Annotated in this window: 13 protein-coding genes; 3 read left to right on the top strand and 10 right to left on the bottom strand. The window is 61.5% G+C overall.

What is annotated here, in order from left to right; genetic code table 11:
• Positions 1–19: 19 nt before the first annotated feature.
• Positions 20–460, top strand: coding sequence for a hypothetical protein (locus tag PDR5_RS02135; protein ID WP_064592917.1), 441 nt, complete (start codon positions 20–22; stop codon positions 458–460).
• 48 nt (positions 461–508) lie between these two features.
• Here the strand turns inward: PDR5_RS02135 and PDR5_RS02130 are convergent, their stop codons facing one another.
• Both PDR5_RS02130 and PDR5_RS02125 read right to left on the bottom strand, forming a co-directional pair.
• Positions 509–796, bottom strand: a complete 288-nt coding sequence (locus tag PDR5_RS02130) for an addiction module antidote protein (protein WP_011332089.1) — start codon at positions 794–796, stop codon at positions 509–511.
• Positions 793–1098, bottom strand: a complete 306-nt coding sequence (locus PDR5_RS02125) for a type II toxin-antitoxin system RelE/ParE family toxin (protein ID WP_039766452.1) — start codon at positions 1096–1098, stop codon at positions 793–795. Before PDR5_RS02125 ends, PDR5_RS02130 begins: the two co-directional genes overlap by 4 nt.
• Before the next feature lie 118 nt (positions 1099–1216).
• Here PDR5_RS02125 and PDR5_RS02120 point away from each other — a divergent pair, with 118 nt between their 5' ends.
• Positions 1217–1654 (top strand): hypothetical protein, encoded by a 438-nt coding sequence (locus PDR5_RS02120; protein ID WP_064592915.1) that lies wholly within the window; start codon positions 1217–1219, stop codon positions 1652–1654.
• Here PDR5_RS02120 and PDR5_RS02115 read toward each other — a convergent pair whose 3' ends face one another.
• Positions 1655–2551 carry a LysR family transcriptional regulator gene (locus PDR5_RS02115; RefSeq protein ID WP_039766450.1) on the bottom strand — a complete coding sequence of 299 codons (897 nt, stop codon included), beginning with the start codon at positions 2549–2551 and terminating at the stop codon, positions 1655–1657.
• Between the two features lie 118 nt (positions 2552–2669).
• Here PDR5_RS02115 and PDR5_RS02110 point away from each other — a divergent pair, with 118 nt between their 5' ends.
• Positions 2670–3944, top strand: coding sequence for an MFS transporter (locus PDR5_RS02110; protein ID WP_064592913.1), 1275 nt, complete (start codon positions 2670–2672; stop codon positions 3942–3944).
• A 71-nt stretch (positions 3945–4015) separates the two neighbouring features.
• Here PDR5_RS02110 and hemE read toward each other — a convergent pair whose 3' ends face one another.
• The 7 genes from hemE to pilQ form a co-directional block, all read right to left on the bottom strand.
• Positions 4016–5083: a uroporphyrinogen decarboxylase gene (gene hemE, locus PDR5_RS02105; RefSeq protein WP_007968321.1), complete on the bottom strand. Its 1068-nt coding sequence runs from the start codon at positions 5081–5083 to the stop codon at positions 4016–4018.
• A 246-nt stretch (positions 5084–5329) separates the two neighbouring features.
• Positions 5330–6748 (bottom strand): FAD-dependent oxidoreductase, encoded by a 1419-nt coding sequence (locus tag PDR5_RS02100; RefSeq protein WP_007909438.1) that lies wholly within the window; start codon positions 6746–6748, stop codon positions 5330–5332.
• A 33-nt stretch (positions 6749–6781) separates the two neighbouring features.
• Complete coding sequence (gene gltB / locus PDR5_RS02095; protein WP_064592911.1) at positions 6782–11227, bottom strand: glutamate synthase large subunit; 4446 nt, start codon at positions 11225–11227, stop codon at positions 6782–6784.
• Positions 11228–11577: 350 nt separating this feature from the next.
• Positions 11578–13179, bottom strand: coding sequence for an AAA family ATPase (locus PDR5_RS02090; protein WP_064592909.1), 1602 nt, complete (start codon positions 13177–13179; stop codon positions 11578–11580).
• Positions 13180–13189: 10 nt separating this feature from the next.
• Positions 13190–14290, bottom strand: coding sequence for a 3-dehydroquinate synthase (gene aroB / locus PDR5_RS02085; RefSeq protein WP_064592907.1), 1101 nt, complete (start codon positions 14288–14290; stop codon positions 13190–13192).
• A gap of 151 nt (positions 14291–14441) precedes the next feature.
• Complete coding sequence (gene aroK / locus PDR5_RS02080; RefSeq protein ID WP_011332081.1) at positions 14442–14960, bottom strand: shikimate kinase AroK; 519 nt, start codon at positions 14958–14960, stop codon at positions 14442–14444.
• Positions 14961–14964: 4 nt separating this feature from the next.
• The gene (gene pilQ, locus PDR5_RS02075) at positions 14965–17043 is read right to left on the bottom strand and encodes a type IV pilus secretin PilQ (RefSeq protein ID WP_039766429.1); all 2079 of its coding nucleotides are present in this window, start codon (positions 17041–17043) and stop codon (positions 14965–14967) included.
• Positions 17044–17049 lie beyond the last annotated feature (6 nt).

The following is a 17049-nucleotide window of genomic DNA, read 5'->3' as shown; positions in this document are numbered from 1 at the left end:
CCAGGTCAAGGAGACCTCCATGCACTTCAAGAAACTCGCTGCCACCCTGCTCATCTGCGCCTTGCCGGCCGTCAGTCAGGCCCGTGACACGGCGGTCTATCTGCCGTTCGACAAGGCCGTCGCCGAAGCGACCCGCACCGGCAAGATCGATGGCAGCGTGAAGTTCTATCTGGCGGGCAACGCCCCGGCCGGCAAAGTTACCGTTGTCAGCCCCGGCGCCGTGACCAACAAAAAGACCAACGCCTTCAACAAGACCGATCAGGAAGCCTGCGAGTGGGTCGTGCAATCGGCGATCATCAGCCTGCACCAGGCCGCAAAAAACGCCGGCGCCAACGCCGTGACCAACATCGTCAGCTTCTACAAGAGCAACGAGCGCAAGGATGCGAAAACCTACGAATGCCACGCGGGCGCCATCATGGCGGGCGTAGCGTTGAAGGGCGATCTGGCGACGGTTAAGTAACGGCCGGAAACGACAAAGGGCGCCTTTCGGCGCCCTTTTCAATTCAGATCATGTGCTGGCATGCAACTTCAGCCCCAGCGCTTTCATGACTTTGAGGATCGTTCCAAACTCGGGATTTACCTCGCCTGACAGTGCGCGATAAAGACTTTCCCTTGATAGCCCCGCATCCCGCGCGACCTGGGTCATGCCACGCGCCCGAGCAATTGTGCCAAGTGCCTTGGCAATAAAAGCCGGGTCATCCCCCGCCTCTTCCATGCAGGCATCCAGATAGTTGGCCATGTCCTCTTCTGTCTTGAGGTACTCGGCTGAGTCCCAACGAGTGAATTGTTCGGTCATGGGTTTTGCTCCTGCCAGGATTCCGCGATGAGCCTGGCTTGCTTGATGTCTCGAGATTGACTGCTCTTGTCTCCACCACAAAGGAGGATGACCAGCTGACGACCTTGCTGCATGAAATAGACCCGATATCCCGGGCCATAGTCAATTCGGGCTTCGCTGATCCCTTCGCCAATGGCTTTGACATCACCGAAGTTTCCTTCAGCCATACGATCAATTCGCACCTGAATACGCATCCTGGCGCGACTATCAGCCAGCTTCACAAGCCAGCTCGAGAATGTGGAGCTTCGAAGTATCTCAGTCATGGTCGCAAGTGTAGCCGTTGAGCTACACGTACTCTACATGGACTTCTCTCTGTCCGATATACGGCGTCTACACTCGTCATACCCGTGATTTGCTGCGCGTTACGTCAAGGAGACGACCATGCAAGCGAAAGCCCTGATCGCTGCCGCCCTTTTCAGCCTGCTCCCCAGTGCCAGCCACGCCACCAATCTGATGTACATGCCGTTCGAAACCGTCGTGTCGGATGCGATGCGCGCCGGGCGGCTGGATGGCAGTGTGAAGTTTTATCTGGTCGGCAACGGGCCTCAGGGCACTCAGCGGTTGTTGCGGCGCGGGGTGATCAGTGACTTGAAGACCAACGGCTTCAACAAGAGCGATCACGACTCCTGCGAGTGGGTGTTGCAGTCGAATCTGATTGCGCTGCAGGCCGAGGCCAAGCGTGTCGGGGCGAATGCGGTGACCAACATCGTCAGCTACTACGACCAGCATGTGCGCAAGGATCTGAACACTTACGAATGTCGGGCCGGCATCTTTGTCACACGAGTGGCGTTGAAGGGTGATCTGGTGCGGCTGCCCTGATCAACCGGCTTCGACCTTGCGCGTGAGCAGTTCGACAAATGCCTTGGCCATCGGTGATTTCTGATCCTTGCGCTGCACCAGCCACACCGCCGTCACGGCCTCGGGATCGAGCAGCGGTCGATAGACCACGCCGTCGATGCGCATCCGCTGATACGACGCCGGCATCACTGACACGCCCAAACCGGCTGCCACCAGACCGATGATGGTCATGGCTTCGCCGGCCTCCTGGGCGAAGTGCGGGCTGAACCCGGCATCGCGGGCTAGGCTGATCAGTTGCGAATACAGACCGCTCCCGTAGCTGCGCGGGAAGAACACGAACGGTTCGAGGGCCAGCGCCGAGAGGAACAGCCCCTCTTCGGAGCCCTGCGCCAGCGGATGTTTGGAGCTGAGCACCGCCACCAAGGGCTCGCGCATCAGTTCGACCACGCTGAGCGAATCCGGCAAACCCAGCGGGCGCATGATGCCGACCTCGATCGATTCGTCCACCAACGCGTCGGCCACCATGGTGCTGCTCATCTCGCGCAGGTTCAGGTGCACAGCCGGGAAGCGCTGACGGAAGGAAAAAATCGCCTGGGGAATGGTCGAGTTGAAAGGCGCCGACGAGGTGAAGCCGATCTTCAACTCCCCTAGTTCACCGAGTTGCGCCCGGCGGGCCACGTCCGCCGCTTTATCGACTTGGGCGAGCACCAGCCGCGCTTCCTCCAGAAACAGTCGCCCGGCCTCGCTGAGCTCGACCCGACGATTGGTACGCTCGAAAAGCCGCGCGCCGACTTCCTGTTCCAGCGCCTGAATCTGCTGGCTCAGCGGTGGCTGGGAGATGCCCAGCACCTGTGCGGCCCGGCCGAAGTGCAGTTCTTCGGCGACGGCGATGAAGTAGCGCAGATGACGCAATTCCATGAACACCCCATTAGGTCGTGAAAGCTATCAAACAGGTCGAACAATATATTGGATAGAAACATTAGCCAGCTATATGATTTTTTCATTGCCTGCCTGCCCGCGCCCTCCGAGGTCTGATGTGAAAACCGCCGTCGCTCCACTGGCCCATGAAGTCCCGCCCGCTGCGGCGGACGATGTGCTGACCGAACTGCAAGAGATCTACATCGAGAAAGGCACGCCCGCGTTCATGCGCACGGTACTCGCGCTGTTCAGCGGCGGCTTCGCCACCTTCGCCCTGCTGTACTGCGTGCAGCCGATGATGCCGCTGCTGTCCCACGAATATTCGATCAACGCCGCGCAGAGCAGCCTGATCCTGTCGGTGGCCACCGGCATGCTGGCGTTCGGTCTGCTGATCACCGGCCCGATTTCCGATCGGGTCGGGCGCAAACCGGTGATGGTCGCCGCACTGTTCGCCGCGGCGCTGTGCACCATCGCCAGTTCGATGATGCCGAGCTGGCACGGCGTGCTGATCATGCGTGCGTTGATCGGGCTGTCATTGAGCGGCCTGGCGGCGGTGGCAATGACTTACCTCAGCGAGGAAATCCATCCCCAGCACATCGGTCTGGCGATGGGTTTGTATATCGGTGGCAACGCGATTGGCGGGATGAGCGGGCGGTTGATCACCGGGGTGCTGATCGACTTCGTCAGCTGGCACACGGCGATGATGGTGATCGGCGGCCTGGCGTTGATTGCGGCGGCGGTGTTCTGGAAGATCCTGCCGGAGTCGCGCAACTTCCGCTCCCGCTCGCTGCACCCGCGCAGCCTGCTCGACGGTTTCACCATGCACTTTCGCGATGCCGGCCTGCCGCTGCTGTTCCTCGAAGCGTTCGTGCTGATGGGCGCGTTCGTCACCCTGTTCAACTACATCGGTTACCGCCTGCTGGCCGCGCCGTACCACATGGATCAAGTGTTCGTGGGGCTGTTGTCGGTGGTGTACCTCTCGGGTATCTACAGCTCGGCAAAAATCGGTTCGCTGGCCGACAAACTGGGCCGCCGCAAAGTGCTCTGGGCGACCATCGCCCTGATGTTCGCCGGCCTCGCCCTGACGATGTTCACACCGCTGCCGCTGGTGATCATCGGCATGCTGATCTTCACCTTCGGCTTCTTCGCCGCCCACTCGGTCGCCAGCAGCTGGATCGGCCGCCGGGCGCTCAAGGCCAAGGGCCAGGCGTCGTCGTTGTACCTGTTCAGCTATTACGCCGGGTCGAGCATCGCCGGGACGGCGGGCGGGGTGTTCTGGCACATGGCCGGGTGGAACGGGATTGGGCTGTTTATCGGCGCGCTGTTGCTGGTGGCACTGTTGGTGGCGTTGAAGCTGGCGAAGTTGCCGCCGCTGGGTGGCGTCAAAGCCTGATTCACGCCCACAAAAAAACGCCCGGCATTAGCCGGGCGTTTTTGTTTTCTACCCTTAGAGCTGAGCGCCGATTACTCGTGATACTGCGCCGACAACTCGTGCACAGCACGCAGGAAGGCGCCGGCGTGTTCCGGGTCGACTTCCGGGGTGATGCCGTGGCCGAGGTTGAACACGTGGCCGCTGCCCTTGCCGTAGCTGGCGAGGATGCGCCCGACTTCGGTGCGGATCGCTTCAGGTTTGGCGTAGAGCACGGTCGGGTCCATGTTGCCTTGCAGCGCGACCTTGTCACCGACGCGGGCGCGGGCGTTGCCGATGTCGCAGGTCCAGTCCAGGCCCAGTGCGTCAGCGCCGGCCTCGGCGATGCTTTCCAGCCACAGGCCGCCGTTCTTGGTGAAGAGGATCACCGGCACTTTGCGACCGTCGTGCTCGCGGATCAGGCCGCTGACGATTTTCTTCATGTAGGCCAGGGAGAATTCCTGATACGCCGCCGCCGACAGGTTGCCGCCCCAGGTATCGAAGATCTGCACCGCTTGCGCACCGGCCTGGATCTGGCCGTTCAGGTACGAAGTCACCGATTGCGCCAGCTTGTCCAGCAGCAGGTGCATGGCTTGCGGGTTGTCGTAGAGCATCGCCTTGGTCTTGCGGAAGTCTTTCGACGAGCCGCCTTCGACCATGTACGTGGCGAGAGTCCACGGGCTGCCGGAGAAACCGATCAGCGGTACACGGCCGTTCAGTTCGCGGCGGATGGTGCTCACCGCGTCCATCACGTAACCGAGGTCTTTGTGCGGATCGGGGATCGGCAGGGCTTCGATGTCGGCCAGGGTGCTGACAACTTTCTTGAAGCGCGGACCTTCACCGGTCTCGAAGTACAGGCCCTGGCCCATGGCATCGGGAATGGTGAGGATGTCGGAGAACAGGATCGCCGCATCCAGTTGCGGATAGCGGTCCAGCGGTTGCAGCGTGACTTCGCAGGCGAATTCCGGATTCATGCACAGGCTCATGAAATCACCGGCCTGGGCGCGACTGGCGCGGTATTCCGGCAGGTAGCGGCCGGCCTGGCGCATCATCCACACAGGGGTGACGTCTACGGGTTGCTTGAGCAGGGCGCGGAGGAAACGGTCGTTCTTCAGGGCAGTCATGTCGGCATCCGGAAAAAAAGTGCGGGCATTTTCTCAGAGCGCGACGCAAAAGGCACGGATGCAGGTCAGCCTTTTGTCTATCGGGTCAATTTGTCGCGCTGAATTGCAGGCTTTGCAACACCACAAAACACTGTGGGAGCTGGCTTGCCAGCGATGCAGACACCTCGGTTGACCAGTTAGACCGAGGTGTCTGCATCGCTGGCGAGCCAGCTCCCACAGGTATTGCGGTGCAGTTTCGAACCGGGTTTAGACGCCCAGGTAATCCAGGATCCCTTCAGCCGCATTGCGGCCTTCGAAGATCGCCGTCACCACCAGGTCGGAACCGCGCACCATGTCGCCACCGGCGAAGATTTTCGGGTTGCTGGTCTGGTGCTTGTACTGACCTTGCTCGGGCGCGACGACGCGGCCCTGGCTGTCGGTCTGGATCTCGAACTGCTCGAACCACGGCGCCGGACTTGGACGGAAACCGAAAGCGATGACCACAGCGTCGGCCGGGATGATCTCTTCGGAGCCCGGGATCGGCTCGGGGCTGCGACGGCCACGGGCGTCCGGCTCGCCGAGACGGGTCTCGACCACTTTCACGCCTTCGACCTTGTCCTCGCCAACGATGGCGATCGGCTGACGGTTGTAGAGGAATTTCACGCCTTCTTCCTTGGCGTTCTTCACCTCTTTGCGCGAGCCGGGCATGTTTGCTTCGTCACGACGATAGGCGCAGGTCACCGATTTGGCGCCCTGGCGGATCGACGTGCGGTTGCAGTCCATCGCCGTGTCGCCGCCGCCCAGCACCACGACCTTCTTGCCTTTCATGTCGACGAAATCTTCCGGCGACTTTTCAAAGCCCAGGTTGCGGTTGACGTTGGCGATCAGGAAATCCAGTGCGTCATAAACGCCCGGCAGGTCCTCACCGGCAAAACCGCCCTTCATGTAGGTGTAGGTGCCCATGCCCATGAACACGGCATCGTATTCGGCGAGCAGTTGCTCCATGGTCACGTCCTTGCCGACCTCGGTGTTGAGGCGGAATTCGATGCCCATGCCGGTGAAGACTTCGCGGCGATTGCTCAGCACGGTCTTCTCGAGCTTGAACTCGGGGATGCCGAAGGTCAGCAGACCGCCGATTTCCGGGTTCTTGTCGAACACCACCGGCGTCACGCCGCCACGCACCAGCACGTCGGCACAACCCAGACCCGCCGGGCCCGCGCCGATGATCGCGACACGCTTGCCGGTCGGCTTGACCTTGGACATGTCCGGGCGCCAGCCCATGGCGAACGCGGTATCGGTGATGTACTTCTCGACCGAACCGATGGTCACCGCACCGAAGCCGTCGTTGAGGGTGCAGGCACCCTCGCACAGACGGTCCTGCGGGCACACCCGGCCGCAGACTTCCGGCAGGGTGTTGGTCTGGTGCGACAGCTCGGCGGCCTGGAGGATGTTGCCCTCGGCCACCAGCTTCAGCCAGTTCGGAATGAAGTTGTGCACCGGGCACTTCCATTCGCAATACGGGTTGCCGCAACCCAGGCAGCGGTGGGCCTGGTCGGCCGACTGCTGGGGTTTGAACGGTTCGTAGATTTCCACGAACTCTTTCTTGCGTTGACGCAACAGTTTCTTCTTCGGATCCTTGCGCCCGACATCGATGAACTGGAAGTCGTTATTCAGACGTTCAGCCATTGTTAAAACCTCATCAAACTCTTCAGGCGCATATCACTGCGGGTTGGCACGGGTGCTGGAAAGCAACGACTTCAGGTTGGCAGCCTTCGGCTTGACCAACCAGAAACGGCGCAAGTAGTCATCGAGGTTCTCGGCGAGTTCACGACCCCACTCGCTGTCGGTTTCCGCGACGTACTCGTTCAGCACGTTCTGCAGGTGGCTGCGATAGGCTTCCATCGCCTCGCCGCTGATCCGCTGGATTTCCACCAGTTCGTGGTTGACCCGGTCAACGAAGGTGTTGTCCTGGTCGAGCACGTAGGCGAAACCGCCGGTCATGCCAGAGCCGAAGTTGTAACCGGTCTTGCCCAGAACGCAGACAAAACCACCGGTCATGTACTCACAGCAGTGATCGCCAGTACCTTCCACAACTGTGTGGGCACCAGAGTTGCGCACGGCGAAACGCTCGCCTGCGGTGCCGGCGGCGAACAGCTTGCCGCCCGTGGCGCCGTACAGGCAGGTGTTGCCGATGATGGCGCTTTCCTGAGTCTTATAAACGCTGCCCTTCGGCGGCACGATGGTCAGCTTGCCACCGGTCATGCCTTTGCCGACGTAGTCGTTGGCGTCGCCTTCCAGATACATGTTCAGACCGCCGGCGTTCCACACGCCGAAGCTCTGACCCGCAGTGCCCTTGAAGCGGAAGGTGATTGGCGCTTTTGCCATGCCCTGGTTGCCGTGCTTGCGCGCGATTTCGCCGGAGATCCGTGCGCCGATCGAACGGTCGCAGTTGCAGATGTCCAGATCGAACTCGGCGCCGCTGAGGTCGTTGATCGCCGACGTCGCCATCTCGACCATTTTCTCGGCCAGCAGGCCCTGGTCGAATGGCGGGTTGCGCTCGACGCCGCAGAACTGAGGCTTGTCCGCCGGGATGTGATCGCTGCCCAGCAGCGGGGTCAGATCCAGGTGATGCTGCTTGGCGGTCTGGCCTTCGAGGACTTCCAGCAGATCGGTGCGGCCGATCAGCTCTTCGAGGGAACGCACGCCCAGCTTGGCCAGCCACTCACGGGTTTCTTCGGCGACGTAGGTGAAGAAGTTCACCACCATGTCGACGGTGCCGATGTAGTGATCCTTGCGCAGCTTCTCGTTCTGGGTCGCGACGCCGGTGGCGCAGTTGTTCAGGTGGCAGATACGCAGGTATTTGCAGCCCAGCGCGATCATCGGCGCGGTGCCGAAGCCGAAGCTTTCGGCGCCGAGGATCGCAGCCTTGATCACGTCGAGGCCGGTTTTCAGGCCGCCGTCGGTCTGTACCCGAACCTTGCCGCGCAGGTCGTTGCCGCGCAGGGTCTGGTGGGTTTCGGCCAGGCCGAGTTCCCACGGAGCGCCCGCGTATTTGATCGAGGTTAGCGGCGATGCACCGGTACCGCCGTCGTAGCCGGAGATGGTGATCAAGTCCGCGTAGGCCTTGGCCACACCGGCGGCGATGGTGCCGACGCCCGCTTCTGCCACAAGTTTCACCGAAACCAGCGCCTTCGGGTTGACCTGTTTCAGGTCGAAGATCAGCTGCGACAAGTCTTCAATCGAATAGATGTCGTGATGCGGTGGTGGCGAAATCAGGGTCACGCCCGGCACTGCGTAACGCAGCTTGGCGATCAGCCCGTTCACTTTGCCGCCCGGCAGTTGCCCGCCCTCGCCCGGCTTGGCGCCCTGGGCGACCTTGATCTGCAGCACTTCGGCGTTGACCAGGTATTCCGGGGTCACCCCGAAACGGCCGGTCGCAACCTGCTTGATTTTCGAGCTCTTGATAGTGCCGTAGCGCGCCGGGTCTTCGCCGCCTTCGCCGGAGTTGGAACGCGCACCGAGGCGGTTCATGGCTTCGGCCAGGGCTTCGTGAGCTTCCGGCGACAGGGCGCCCAGCGAGATACCGGCGGAGTCGAAGCGCTTGAGCACCGATTCCAGCGGCTCGACTTCACTGATGTCCAGCGGCGTGTCGAGGGTCTTGACCTTGAACAGGTCGCGGATCATCGACACCGGACGGTTGTCCACCAGCGAGGTGTATTCCTTGAATTTGGCGTAGTCGCCCTGCTGCACGGCGGCTTGCAGGGTGTTGACCACGTCCGGGTTGTACGCGTGATATTCGCCACCGTGGACAAACTTCAGCAGACCGCCCTGCTGGATCGGCTTGCGCGGACTCCAGGCTTCGGTGGCCAGTGCTTTCTGTTCGGCTTCGATGTCGACGAAACGCGCACCCTTGATTCGGCTCGGCACGCCACGGAAGCTCAGCTCGCAGACTTCTTCGGACAGACCGATCGCTTCGAACAGCTGCGCACCGCGGTACGAGGCGATGGTCGAGATGCCCATCTTCGACAGGATCTTCAACAGACCTTTGGTGATGCCTTTGCGGTAGTTCTTGAACACCTCGTAGAGGTCGCCCAGCACTTCACCGGTCCGGATCAGGTCGCCCAGCACTTCGTAGGCCAGGAACGGATAGACCGCCGAGGCGCCAAAGCCGATCAGCACCGCGAAGTGGTGCGGATCCCGTGCGGTGGCGGTTTCAACCAGGATGTTGGAGTCGCAGCGCAGGCCTTTTTCGGTCAGGCGGTGGTGCACCGCGCCGGTGGCCAGCGAGGCGTGGATCGGCAGCTTGCCCGGAGCGATATGACGGTCGCTCAGGACGATCTGGGTACGACCGGCACGCACGGCTTCTTCGGCCTGATCGGCGACGTTGCGGATTGCCGCTTCGAGGCCGACGCTTTCGTCGTAGTTGAGGTCGATGATCTGCCGCTCGAAACCCGGGCGGTCGAGGTTCATCAGCGAACGCCACTTGGCCGGGGAAATGACCGGCGAGCTGAGGATCACGCGCGAGGCGTGTTCCGGCGATTCCTGGAAGATGTTGCGCTCGGCACCGAGGCAGATTTCCAGCGACATCACGATCGCTTCACGCAGCGGGTCGATCGGCGGGTTGGTCACCTGTGCGAACTGCTGACGGAAATAGTCGTACGGCGTGCGCACGCGCTGGGACAGCACCGCCATCGGCGTGTCGTCGCCCATCGAGCCGACGGCTTCGTAGCCTTGCTCGCCAAGCGGACGCAGTACCTGATCGCGCTCTTCGAACGTGACCTGATACATCTTCATGTATTGCTTGAGCTGATCGACGTCGTAGAAAGCCGAACCGTGATCGTTGTCTTCCATGGTCGCCTGGATGCGCAGGGCGTTCTTGCGCAGCCATTGCTTGTACGGATGACGGGATTTCAGACGATTGTCGATCGCGTCGGTGTCGAGGATCTGCCCGGTTTCGGTGTCCACGGCGAAGATCTGGCCCGGGCCGACACGGCCCTTGGCGAGCACGTCTTCAGGCTGGTAGTTCCAGACGCCGATTTCCGACGCCAGGGTGATGAAACCGTTCTTGGTGGTGACCCAGCGCGCCGGGCGCAGACCGTTACGGTCGAGCAGGCACACCGCGTAGCGACCGTCGGTCATGACCACGCCGGCCGGGCCGTCCCACGGCTCCATGTGCATCGAGTTGTACTCGTAGAACGCACGCAGATCCGGGTCCATGGTTTCGACGTTCTGCCACGCTGGCGGAATGATCATCCGCACGCCACGGAACAGGTCGATGCCGCCGGTGACCATCAGTTCGAGCATGTTGTCCATGCTCGAAGAGTCGGAACCGACACGGTTGACCAGCGGGCCGAGTTCTTCCAGATCCATCAGATCGTTGGTGAACTTGGTCCGACGGGCCTGCGCCCAGTTGCGGTTGCCGGTGATGGTGTTGATCTCGCCGTTGTGGGCGAGGAAGCGGAATGGCTGAGCCAGCGGCCATTTCGGCAGGGTGTTGGTGGAAAAGCGCTGGTGGAACACGCAGATTGCGGTTTGCAGGCGCTGGTCACCCAGGTCCGGATAGAACGCGGCCAGGTCGGCCGGCATCATCAGGCCTTTATAGATGATGGTCTTGTGGGAAAAGCTGCAGATGTAGTGGTCGGTGTCGGCGGCATTGGCCACGGACGAGCGACGACGGGCGCTGAACAGCTTGACCGCCATGTCCTGATCGCTCAGGCCTTCGCCGCCGATGTACACCTGCTCGATCTGCGGCAGGCGCTCAAGGGCCAGACGGCCGAGGACGCTGGTGTCGATCGGCACTTTGCGCCAGCCGATCAGTTGCAGGCCTTCGGCCAGGATCTCGCGGTTCATGTTCTCGCGAGCGGCTTCGGCCTTGGCCGGATCCTGATTGAAGAAGACCATGCCCACGGCGTATTGCTTGGGCAGCTCGACGCTGAAGGCTTCCTGGGCAATGGCACGCAGGAAGGCGTCGGGTTTTTGAATCAGCAGACCGCAACCGTCACCGGTCTTGCCGTCGGCATTAATCCCACCGCGGTGGGTCATGCAGGTCAGGGCCTCGATGGCCGTTTGCAAAAGGGTATGACTGGGTTCGCCCTGCATATGGGCTATCAGGCCGAAACCGCAGTTATCCTTGAATTCATCTGGTTGGTACAGACCTGCTTTCATAGACACTTTCTCACCAGGCTGCCTCTTAACGAGGCAAATTTCTTTTCAATTCAACCACTTGCTTGCCGCGCCGAACGTACGCCGGCTTTGCGGGAGCAAAAGGGTGGTCATTGTACACAGCGACACAGAGGCTCACAAATTTGACGACGAAATGTCGCAAATTCATGTCGCATTTGTGAAAGGTTTAAAGCGATCTGCTGTGCTAGTCAAAACTTTTTTAATTTTGACCGCAACGACTCAAAGACTACTGTGACGCAGACACCACAAGGCACGCGGCCCGTAAGGGCGGCGCGCACTTGTAGAAATTTTGAGGTGCTTGGAGAGGCGGCCTGGGTAAGGCCGCCGAATCTTCAGCGAGTTGTTGCCAGTTCCTGTTGGACGCTGGCGACAGTGCGAGGCCAAGGTTTACCAGCCTGAACCTTCGCTGGCAAGGCCTTGATGGCAGAAACGGCTGCATCACGATTGGCGAAGTTGCCGTAGGTGATCACGTAGAGAGGCTTGCCGTTGAGGACTTTCTTGAAATAACGGTACTCGCCGCCCTGCTCCTTGACGAAGTTTTGCGCGGTCGCTTCGGAGCTGGTGCCGAGGATCTGCACCACGTAGTTGCTGGTCGGCTGACCGGCGTACCAGCTGCCACCGGCAGCCTTGGCGACGGTGACCGGCTTCTCGGCAGGTTTCGCGGCGGCAACAGGCTTGGCAGGCACCGGAGCCGGTTTGGCCACTGGAGCGGCCGGAGCAGGCTTGGCGGTAGCGACCTGGGTCGGTGCCGGGGTCGGTTTGGCCGCCGGGGCCGGAACCGGAACCGGGGTCGGCGCAGGGCCGGCCTGAACGCCCGCGGGTGGCGCGGTAGTGGTCACGGTCGGTGGCGTGTTGCTGGAGCCTTCGACCGGCACGCCGTCGTCGCCTTCGGTGATGCCACCCGCCGCTTCAGCCAACGGACCGCGCATTACCGGCTGCGAGTTGCCGACCAGCGGCAGCGGCATCGGCTGGGTATTGCCGTTGAATTCGACGGACGGCGCGCCACCCGCCTGCGGCGTGCCCTGGCCCAATGGCAGTTGCGCCTGCTCGTTGGCCGGCGCACCGGTGGTCGGTGCCTTGTTGCGACCCGGCATCAGCCAGGCGGCAGCGACCGCGACCACAACGACGGCGGAAATCGCCAATACGTGTTTCTTCGGCATGTTGAACCCCATACTTGGACGCTTGACCGCAGAGCGGCTGGCAATCATGACTTCGATCAGAGCATCGCGAGCGACCTGGTTGATGTTGCCCGGCCAACCCTCGGAGCTTTCGTGAATATCAGAGATCTGATCCGCGGTGAAAAGTTCGACACCCCGGCCGGCACCTTCGAGCCGCTGGTCAAGATACTCGCGGGTTTCTTCTTCGGTGTACGGCTGCAGTTCGATGACGTGAAAGCGCTCTTCCTCAAGGTGCAAAGCCTCGAGCTGCGCGATCAGCGACGACTCGCCGAACAGGAACACATGCGGGCGACCTTCCGGCGCGCCGGCGCCCAGCGCCATCAGGGCTTCAAGGGCGGACTCGTCGAGCTGCTCGGCATCGTCCACCAGCAGATAGACTTCCTGCCCCGTCAGCGCCAGTTGTACGACCTGATCGAGGATCGCCCCGACTTCGGCCTGAGCCACGTCCAGCGCCTGGGCGATCTGGCGCAGCACACCGGCTGCATCGCCGGCGCCACGGGCGGAAACGACGACGCTCTGCACCGATTGCTTGTTGGTACTGGCAACCAGCGCCTGGCGCAGCAGGGTCTTGCCGCTGCCCTGCGGGCCGGTGACCACCAGCAGCAACTGACTGTAACGAGCCAAGTGATGCAGTTGACCCAGCACCGGCTTGCGCTGGGCCGGGAAGAATTTGAAGCCCGGCACCCGCGGTGCGAAAGGGTCGTGACTTAACTGGAAATGGCCGAGGAACGCCTCGTCGGCATGCAAACTAGTCATCGGAATCTTATTAACCTTTAAGCTGAGCCAGAGCGCGGTAATCCGCTCCCAGCGTGGCCTGTAGAACCTCTTTCGGATAATCGTCGGTCACCACCGCTTCGCCCATCCGGCGCAGCAGCACCAGGCGCAAGCGACCGTCGATCACTTTTTTGTCAATTGCCATGTGTTCAAGAAAATCGGCTTCGGTCATCTCTTCCGGCGGAATCACCGGCAGACCGGCACGCTGGAACAGCCGGATGCCGCGATCACGCTCCTGCTCGCTGATCCAGCCCAGACGCGCGGACATTTCCAGCGCCATCACGGTGCCGGCAGCGACCGCTTCGCCATGCAACCAGACACCATAGCCCATGTGGGTTTCGATGGCGTGGCCAAAGGTGTGGCCGAGGTTGAGTGAGGCCCGTACACCGGTTTCCTTCTCATCGGCGCCGACCACCGCCGCCTTGGCGGCGCAGGAGCGCTCGATGGCATAGGTCAGGGCCGTTTGATCCAGTGCACGCAGGGCGTCGACGTTGTCTTCGAGCCAGGTCAGGAACGGCTCGTCGCAGATCAGGCCGTACTTGATGACTTCCGCCAGCCCTGCCGACAGCTCACGCGCCGGCAAGGTTTTCAGGGACGCGGTATCGATCAGCACCACGTTCGGCTGATAGAACGCGCCAACCATGTTCTTGCCCAGCGGATGGTTGATCCCGGTCTTGCCGCCCACCGACGAATCGACCTGGGACAGCAGCGTGGTAGGAATCTGGATGAAATCGACGCCGCGCTGGTAGCAGGCGGCCGCGAAACCGGCCATGTCGCCGATCACGCCGCCACCGAGGGCGATCACTGTGGTGCGGCGGTCATGACGGGCGGTCAGCAGTCCGTCGAAAATCAACTGCAGGGTTTCCCAGTTCTTGAAGGCTTCGCCGTCGGGCAACACCACGGAAACCACCGAGAACTGCGCCAGGCTGCGGGTCAGACGCTCGAGATAGAGCGGCGCAACGGTCTCGTTGGAGATGATTGCCACCTGCCGCCCATGGATATGCGGGGCCAGCAGCTCTGGCTGGTCCAGCAGTCCCTCGCCAATGTGAATCGGGTAGCTGCGCTCGCCTAGGTCGACCTTGAGTGTCTGCATGTGTCCCCACAGTGAAGATGGAAGCAGGCGTCCTGCCCTGAATTATTGGTTGTCTGCAGCCTGTAGCGGGTATGACGCCGCTCGCACGCCATCCGCCACAACCTCGGCGGGCGTGACAGGACGCCGAGGATAGCGCATTTCGAGCAATGCTTTAACGGGGCGGAAGCTGCGCCAGGCGGTCGAGAATATCGAGCACGACCATGCGCGGTGGCCGCTCGTCGGTTTCCACCACCAAGTCGGCGATTTCCCGATAAAGCGGATCACGGATCGCCAGCAGATCGCGCAAGGTTTTCTCCGGATTGGCAGTGCGCAACAACGGCCGGTTGCGGTCGCGAGAGGTGCGGCCGACTTGCTGTTCGACGGAGGCGTGCAGATACACCACCCGCCCGCCCTCGTGCAGGGCCTTGCGGTTGGCATCGCGCATCACCGCGCCGCCGCCGGTCGCCAGCACCACGCCGTCGAACGCGCACAGCTCTGCGATCATCGCCTGCTCACGGTCACGAAAGCCGGGCTCGCCTTCCTTGTCGAAGATCCACGGAATATTGGCGCCCGTACGCAGTTCAATTTCCTTGTCGGAATCCTTGAACGGCAGGCGCAGCTCTTTGGCCAGTAATCGGCCGATGGTGCTTTTTCCAGCCCCCATCGGTCCTACAAGAATCAAATTTCGCACAGAATCAACGACTCACAGCAATCGCCTGGTTATTCATGATACGCGGAGTGAGAAATACCAGCAGCTCGGATTTTTTCTCCGAAACCACATCACGCCGGAAAAGGCGGCCAAGATACGGCACATCGCCAAGAAATGGCACCTTATCTACAACCTTGCTTTGAGTATTTGAGAACACGCCCCCAATCACGATGGTCTCGCCGTCGTTCACCAGCACCTTGGCATTGACCTCGTTTTTCTTGATCGGCGGTACATCCTGCACTTTGTTCAGGTAGTCCGGTTCGTCCTTGGTGACCTTCACCTCCATGATGATGCGGTTGTCCGGGGTGATCTGCGGCGTCACTTCCAGCGACAGCGACGCCTCCTTGAAGGACACCGACGTAGCGCCGCTGGAGCTGGCTTCCTGGTACGGAATCTCGGTGCCCTTGAGGATCTTCGCGGTCTCCTTGTCGGAGGTGACCACCTTGGGCTGCGAGACGATTTCGCCGTTGCCGGTCTTCTCCATGGCGGTCAGCTCAAGGTCGAGCAAGACGTTGTCGGTGATAAAGGCGATGCCGATCCCGGAGGTGTTGTTGACCGTGCCCATATCGACGAACGGCGAGTTGGTACTAGTGCTGCCCGGCGTGCCAATGGTGGTCGACGAACCGTTGCTGACTCCGGAAGTGTTCCAGTTGCCCTTGTTCTGAATCGAACCGCCCCAGCGCACGCCCAGACTCTTGTCGTAGTCGACGTTGGCCTCGACGATCCGCGCTTCGATCATCACCTGACGCACCGGAATATCCAGCTGCGCCACAATCCGCCGCAGTTCGTCGAGACGATCCTGGGTCTGGTAGGCAATGATGTTATTGGTCCGCTCATCGACGGTGATCGAACCCCGCTCGTCGACCTTCGCCTCGGCGCTGGTGACAGACTGGAACAGCTTGGCGATGTCGGCGGCCTTGGCGTAGTTCACCTGCAATAGCTCACGACGCAGCGGCGCCAGTTCGGCGATCTGCTTCTGCGATTCCAGTTCCTGCCGCTCGCGCGCAGCAATTTCATCCGCCGGCGCCACCAGCAACACGTTGCCGACCTTGCGCTTGTCCAGGCCTTTGGTCTTGAGCACCAGATCCAGCGCCTGATCCCACGGCACGTTCTGCAGGCGCAAGGTGATTCCGCCCTGCACCGTATCGCTGGCCACCAGATTGAGGTTGGTGAAGTCGGCGATCAGTTGCAGCACCGAACGCACATCGATGTCCTGGAAATTCAGCGAGAGCTTTTCGCCGTTATAGCTGTTGCGATCGGCGTTGCGTTTTTGCAGGTCATCGACGGTCAACGGCCGGATGCTGACGGTCAGCTTGTTGTCGGTCTGGTAAGTGGAATAGTCGAAAGTACCGCTGGGTTCGACGGTGATCGTCGCCCGATCACCGCTGACCCCGGCATTGACGAACTGCACCGGGGTGGCGAAGTCCTTGACGTCGAGGCGCACCCGCAGCGGTTCTGGCAATTGGGTACGGGCGAAATTGAGGATGATCTTGCCGTCGTGCTCCTGGATGTCCGGGGCGATAGCCGGGTCGGACAAGTCGATGACCACGTTGCCCTCGCCCGCCGTGCCACGCTGGAAATCCACGCCGCGAATGGCTCTGGCGGTCGGCGTAAACGTGCGGACCGGCGCTGCCGCCGGTGCTGCACGCGGGGCACGAGCCGCCGTACGTGGGGCAGCGGCTTTGCTGCCTTGCCCGACCACCACGAACACCGTATTGCCTTCGACCCGGGTGTCGTACGGTGCCAGTTGCGTCAGGCTGATGATCAGCCGTGTCCGGTTATTGGCCTCGACCACCGTGGCCGTGCGGGCATTGCCACTGCCCAGGTCACGGGTCTTGCTTGCCAGCTGACTGGCGACACCCGGCAGATCGAGTGCGATCCGCGCCGGCGAATCGGTGGTGTAGCCCTTGGGCTGCGGAGGCGGGCCATCGAACGACAGCTTCAGCTCGACCCGGTCGCCCGGCAGTGCCGCGACGTCCAGCGCCTTCAGATTGGCTGCCTGTACCATCGGCGAAAGCAGCGCTATCCATAGCGAAAAACCGAGGGTGGAGAAAATCCTGTTCATTGTTCG

The sequence above is a fragment of the Pseudomonas sp. DR 5-09 genome, assembly GCF_001655595.1.
Classification (GTDB): Bacteria; Pseudomonadota; Gammaproteobacteria; order Pseudomonadales; family Pseudomonadaceae; genus Aquipseudomonas; species Aquipseudomonas pharyngis.
The sequence above is the reverse complement of the archived record's forward strand: the minus strand, read 5'-3'. Positions and strand labels throughout refer to the sequence as shown.

Excerpts from the sequence above, each read along its gene's own strand:
- PDR5_RS02135 (WP_064592917.1), top strand. The coding sequence starts at position 20 with ATGCACTTCAAGAAACTCGCTGCCACCCTGCTCATCTGCGCCTTGCCG.
- PDR5_RS02130 (WP_011332089.1), bottom strand. The coding sequence starts at position 796 with ATGACCGAACAATTCACTCGTTGGGACTCAGCCGAGTACCTCAAGACA.
- PDR5_RS02125 (WP_039766452.1), bottom strand. The coding sequence starts at position 1,098 with ATGACTGAGATACTTCGAAGCTCCACATTCTCGAGCTGGCTTGTGAAG.
- PDR5_RS02120 (WP_064592915.1), top strand. The coding sequence starts at position 1,217 with ATGCAAGCGAAAGCCCTGATCGCTGCCGCCCTTTTCAGCCTGCTCCCC.
- PDR5_RS02115 (WP_039766450.1), bottom strand. The coding sequence starts at position 2,551 with ATGGAATTGCGTCATCTGCGCTACTTCATCGCCGTCGCCGAAGAACTG.
- hemE (WP_007968321.1), bottom strand. The coding sequence starts at position 5,083 with ATGACTGCCCTGAAGAACGACCGTTTCCTCCGCGCCCTGCTCAAGCAA.
- PDR5_RS02100 (WP_007909438.1), bottom strand. The coding sequence starts at position 6,748 with ATGGCTGAACGTCTGAATAACGACTTCCAGTTCATCGATGTCGGGCGC.
- gltB (WP_064592911.1), bottom strand. The coding sequence starts at position 11,227 with ATGAAAGCAGGTCTGTACCAACCAGATGAATTCAAGGATAACTGCGGT.
- PDR5_RS02090 (WP_064592909.1), bottom strand. The coding sequence starts at position 13,179 with ATGACTAGTTTGCATGCCGACGAGGCGTTCCTCGGCCATTTCCAGTTA.
- aroB (WP_064592907.1), bottom strand. The coding sequence starts at position 14,290 with ATGCAGACACTCAAGGTCGACCTAGGCGAGCGCAGCTACCCGATTCAC.
- pilQ (WP_039766429.1), bottom strand. The coding sequence starts at position 17,043 with ATGAACAGGATTTTCTCCACCCTCGGTTTTTCGCTATGGATAGCGCTG.